Below are 273 nucleotides of genomic sequence, written 5' to 3'. Positions count from 1 at the left end.
AGCGTCTTTAGCTTCAGCGGCTCGATTTTCTTACCGAGCGCCTCAATCAACGGCTGTCTTTGCACTCCGCCCGCCCATCTTAGTATGTCGTTCTCCCCGAGAAAATCGAAAAGCATGATTGAACCGGCGATTCGACGATTGATCGTTTTCCAGTCCATATCGGACGGTGCCGAACACTTGTCGCCGGCGTCCGCGTAAATCTTTTGGAGCTGGGCGCGTGCCAGCCGGCGCGACGGGTAGGAATCCAGAATGACGGCAAACCCCACAGCAAGC

At 56.0% G+C, this 273-nt stretch carries 1 protein-coding gene; it reads right to left on the bottom strand.

Going from position 1 to position 273, the window contains the following annotated elements:
• The coding region (locus tag AC1RPN_RS08980; protein ID WP_481763841.1) for a hypothetical protein at window positions 1-273 on the bottom strand (273 nt) is incomplete at both ends.

This window comes from Dellaglioa sp. CoH-57-MRSF-20 (assembly GCF_056781955.1).
Note: the sequence above shows the minus strand (reverse complement) of the source record. Positions and strands in the feature narration are given on the sequence as shown.